The sequence below is a fragment of the Ornithinicoccus halotolerans genome, assembly GCF_009602535.1.
Classification (GTDB): Bacteria; Actinomycetota; Actinomycetes; order Actinomycetales; family Dermatophilaceae; genus Ornithinicoccus; species Ornithinicoccus halotolerans.
On record NZ_WIQI01000167.1, the window covers coordinates 1 to 3,888 of the forward strand.

The window sequence follows — 3,888 nt, forward strand, 5'->3', positions numbered from 1 at the left end:
GCGAGGGGGCGGCCGCCGCCACCCGGCCGTACCGGCAACGGCGGCACGCCGGCGACCCGCGGGCCGAGGGCGCTGCCGCGGGCTGAGGGCGCTGCCGCGGGCTGAGGGCACCGCCGCGGGTTGTGGGCGCTGCCGGGGGAAACGTTCCCGCGGAGGTGCACCGAAGCCGCGGTCTGGCGCGGGCAGCCGCTACTCCGCCGAGCCGGCGAGCGCCCGCACCACCCGGGAGGGCGAGGGCCGGCCCAGCTGCTCGGCCATCCAGCTGCTGGCGGTGACCAGGGCCTCCAGGTCGACCCCGTGCCGGACCCCCATGCCCTGCAGCGCCCACACCAGGTCCTCGGTGGCCAGGTTGCCGGTCGCGGACCGGGCGTAGGGGCAGCCGCCCAGCCCACCGGCGCTGGCGTCGACGACGGTGACGCCGCGGTGCAGCGCGGTCATGGTGTTGCTGAGCGCCTGCCCGTAGGTGTCGTGGAAGTGCACGCCGATCTGGTCCGGGCCGATGCCGGCGTCCTCGAGGGCGTCCAGCAGCCGCTCGACGTGGCCGGGGGTGCCGACGCCGATGGTGTCGCCCAGGGAGAGCTGGTCGCACCCCATGTCCATCAGCCGGGAGCAGACCGTCACGACCTGCTCGACCGGGACCGGCCCCTCCCACGGGTCGCCGAAGCACATCGAGACGTAGCCGCGCACCCAGGCGCCGGCGTCGAGCGCCCGCTGCACGACGGGGCCGAACATCGCCAGCGAGTCCTCGACCGAGCGGTTGAGGTTGCGCCGGGCGAAGGACTCGGTGGCGCTGCCGAAGACGGCGACTGCGGTGACGCCGGTGGCCAGCGCCCGGTCCAGGCCCCGCTCGTTGGGGACCAGCACCGGGCGCTGCTGCCCCTGGCCGGCCGGCCCGAGCAGGGCCAGCAGCTCCTCGGCGTCACCGAGCTGCGGCACCCACCGCTGGGGGACGAAGCTGGTCAGCTCGACCGTCTCCAGCCCGGCGGCGAGCAGCCGCCGCACGAACTCGGCCTTGACCTCCACCGGCACCGTGGACTGCTCGTTCTGCAGGCCGTCGCGGGGGCCGACTTCGTAGACGGTGACCTGGGCGGGCATCCCGGTCCGGGGCTCGACCTGTGGCGTGCGCATGATGGCAGGATGCCACCCCGCCCGGGCCGGGGATCAGTCCCGCAGCGCCACGGCGGTCGCCAGCGCCGCGGTCGCGGCCTCGTGCCCCTTGTCCTCCGTGGAGCCGGGCAGCCCCGCCCGGTCGAGCGCCTGCTGCTCGTCGTCGCAGGTCAGTACCCCGAACCCGACCGGCACGCCGGTGTCCACGCTCACCTGGGTGAGGCCGCCGGTCGCAGCCTGGCAGACGTACTCGAAGTGCGGGGTGCCGCCCCGGATGACGACCCCGAGGGCGACCAGGGCGTCGTAGCGGCCGGCGCGGGCCAGCCGGGCGCAGGCCACCGGCAGCTCGAAGCTGCCCGGCACCCGCACCACGGCCACGTCGGTCTCGGCGACGCCGGCCTCGGCCAGCGCCCGGCGGGCGCCGCCGAGCAGGCCGTCCATGACCGTGGTGTGCCACGAGGCCGCGACCACGGCGACCCGCAGCCCGCGCCCGTCGACCTGCACCGTGGGTGCGCCGGTCCCGCTCATGAGGTCCTCCTGCTCTCCTGGGTGACGTAGCTGGTCGGGTCGGCCGCCGGGACGGGGGGTCCGTCGCCGGCTGCGTCCCGGTGCTCGGGCAGCGTGGCGTGGCCCAACCGCTCCCGCTTGGCGCGCAGGTAGCCGACCGCCTCCAGCGGGGCCGCGACCTCGCTGGGCAGCACCTCGACCACCTCGATCCCGCCGTCGACCATGGCGGCCACCTTGGCGGGGTTGTGGGTGACCAGCCGCACCCGGTCCACGCCGAGGTCGCGCAGGATCGCCGAGGCGGCGCCGTACTCGCGGGCGTCGACCGGCAGCCCCAGGGCGTGCTGGGCGTCGACCGTGTCGGCGCCGGTGTCCTGCACCGCGTAGGCGCGCAGCTTGTCCAGCAGGCCCACGCCCCTGCCCTCGTGCCCGCGCAGGTAGACGACGACCCCGCCCTCGCGGCCCACCCGCGCCAGCGCGTGGTGCAGCTGCGGGCCGCAGTCGCAGCGGCGGGAGCCGAGCGTGTCACCGGTCAGGCACTCGGAGTGGACCCGCACCACCGGGACGCGGCCGTCGCCGTCCGGGCCGTCGGCGATGAGGGCCACGTGCTCCGCGCCGGTCTGCACGTCCCGGTAGCCGACCGCCCGGAAGGTGCCGTGGTCGGTGGGCAGCCGGGTCGTCGCCACCCGCTCCACGCGGTCGTGGCGCAGCCGCCAGGCGCTCAGCTCGACGATCGTCAGCACCGGGAGCCCGTGCTCCTCGGCCAGCTCCCGCACCTGCGGACCGCGCAGCATCTCACCCTGGTCGTCGACCAGCTCGGCGATCGCCGCGACCGGCGTGAGCCCGGCCAGCCGGCACAGGTCGACGGCGGCCTCGGTGTGGCCGGCCCGCTCCAGCACCCCGCCGGCGCGGGCGCGCAGCGGCACCACGTGACCGGGCCGGATGAGGTCGTCCCGACCGGAGGCGGGGTCGCCCAGCACCCGGATGGTGCGGGTGCGATCGGCGGCGCTGATGCCGGTGCCGATGCCGTCGGCGGCGTCGACGGTGACCGTGTACGCCGTCCGCAGCGGGTCCTCGTTGTCGGCGACCATGAGCGGCAGGCCGAGCCGGTCGGCCCACTCCTCCGGCATCGGGGCGCACACGTAGCCGGAGCTGTGCCGGATGGTCCACCCCAGCCAGCGGGGCGTCAGCGTCTCGGCGGCGAGGACGACGTCGCCCTCGTTCTCCCGGTAGACGTCGTCGGTCACCAGCACCGGTCGGCCCTCCCGCAGCGCGCGCAGCGCCTCGCCCAGCGGTCCGTCACCGGTGGCGGGGCCGGACGTCTGCTGTCGGGAGCCGGGCGCGGCGCTCACCGTGCCACCTCCTGCCCCGGCACGCGGCGCTCCCCGGCGGCCAGCAGCCGCTCGACGTACTTGGCCAGCACGTCGACCTCCACGTTGACCCGGTCACCCGGGCGGCGGCTGCCGAGCGTGGTCTCGGCGAGGGTGGTGGGGATCAGCGAGACCTGGAAGCTGTCCTCGGCCAGCCCGGACACGGTCAGGCTGACCCCGTCCAGGGTGATCGAGCCCTTGAGCACCACGTAGCGGCTCACCTCGGCCGGCAGCCGCAGCGTCACCACCTCCCAGTGGTCGCCGGGGTCGCGCCGCACCACCTCGGTGGTGGTGTCGACGTGCCCCTGGACGACGTGGCCCCCGAACCGGCCGTCGCTGCGCAGCGCCCGCTCCAGGTTGACCGGGTCACCGGGCCGCAGCTCGCCGAGGGCGCTGCGGGCCAGCGTCTCGGCCATGACGTCGGCGGCCAGCTGGCCGTCCCCGGTCTCGGTCACGGTGAGGCAGACCCCGTTGACGGCGACGGAGTCGCCGTGCCGGAGGTCCTCGGTGACCAGCGGGCCGCGCAGCCGCAGCACGGACGAGTCGCCCTGGTCGTCCCGCTCGAGCAGCTGGCCCAGCTCCTCGACGATGCCGGTGAACATCGCTCAGGCTCCTTCGGTCAGGGTGGTGGGAGTCGTGGTTCCGGTGGTGGCTGCCTGGGGTGCGGCCGGCCCGGCACGGCGGGGCCGGGCGGTGACCTTGACGTCCGGACCGACCCGGTCGACGCCGACGAGCTCCAGGCGGGCGATGTCGGCGATGGTCGTGATCCCCAGGTCGGTGACGGCGGCCGGACCGGTGCCCAGCAGCGCCGGCGCGAGGTAGGCGACCAGCTCGTCGACCAGCTGCTTGTCGATGCCCGTGACGGAGAACCGGGTGGGGTTCTCCACCTGGAAGGTGATGCCCTCCG

At 75.8% G+C, this 3,888-nt stretch carries 5 protein-coding genes; all 5 read right to left on the reverse strand.

Translation table 11 applies throughout. The features are described 5' to 3' along the window. Positions 1-189: 189 nt before the first annotated feature. Positions 190-1,128: a hydroxymethylglutaryl-CoA lyase gene (locus GFJ45_RS15470; RefSeq protein WP_153398831.1), complete on the reverse strand. Its 939-nt coding sequence runs from the start codon at positions 1,126-1,128 to the stop codon at positions 190-192. 33 nt (positions 1,129-1,161) lie between these two features. Further along, positions 1,162-1,635: a 6,7-dimethyl-8-ribityllumazine synthase gene (gene ribH / locus GFJ45_RS15475; protein WP_153398833.1), complete on the reverse strand. Its 474-nt coding sequence runs from the start codon at positions 1,633-1,635 to the stop codon at positions 1,162-1,164. Further along, positions 1,632-2,963: a 3,4-dihydroxy-2-butanone-4-phosphate synthase gene (gene ribB / locus GFJ45_RS15480; RefSeq protein WP_407670411.1), complete on the reverse strand. Its 1,332-nt coding sequence runs from the start codon at positions 2,961-2,963 to the stop codon at positions 1,632-1,634. The genes ribH and ribB overlap by 4 nt, the downstream gene beginning before the upstream one ends. After that, a complete protein-coding gene (locus tag GFJ45_RS15485; RefSeq protein ID WP_153398835.1) occupies positions 2,960-3,583 on the reverse strand; it encodes a riboflavin synthase in 624 nt (207 codons plus the stop codon). The genes ribB and GFJ45_RS15485 overlap by 4 nt, the downstream gene beginning before the upstream one ends. Positions 3,584-3,586: 3 nt before the next feature. Beyond that, positions 3,587-3,888, reverse strand: a 302-nt coding sequence (locus tag GFJ45_RS15490) for a dihydrofolate reductase family protein (protein ID WP_194288718.1), incomplete at its 5' end; no start/stop codon positions are given.

Excerpts from the sequence above, each read along its gene's own strand:
- ribH (WP_153398833.1), bottom strand. The coding sequence starts at position 1,635 with ATGAGCGGGACCGGCGCACCCACGGTGCAGGTCGACGGGCGCGGGCTG.
- GFJ45_RS15470 (WP_153398831.1), bottom strand. The coding sequence starts at position 1,128 with ATGCGCACGCCACAGGTCGAGCCCCGGACCGGGATGCCCGCCCAGGTC.
- GFJ45_RS15485 (WP_153398835.1), bottom strand. The coding sequence starts at position 3,583 with ATGTTCACCGGCATCGTCGAGGAGCTGGGCCAGCTGCTCGAGCGGGAC.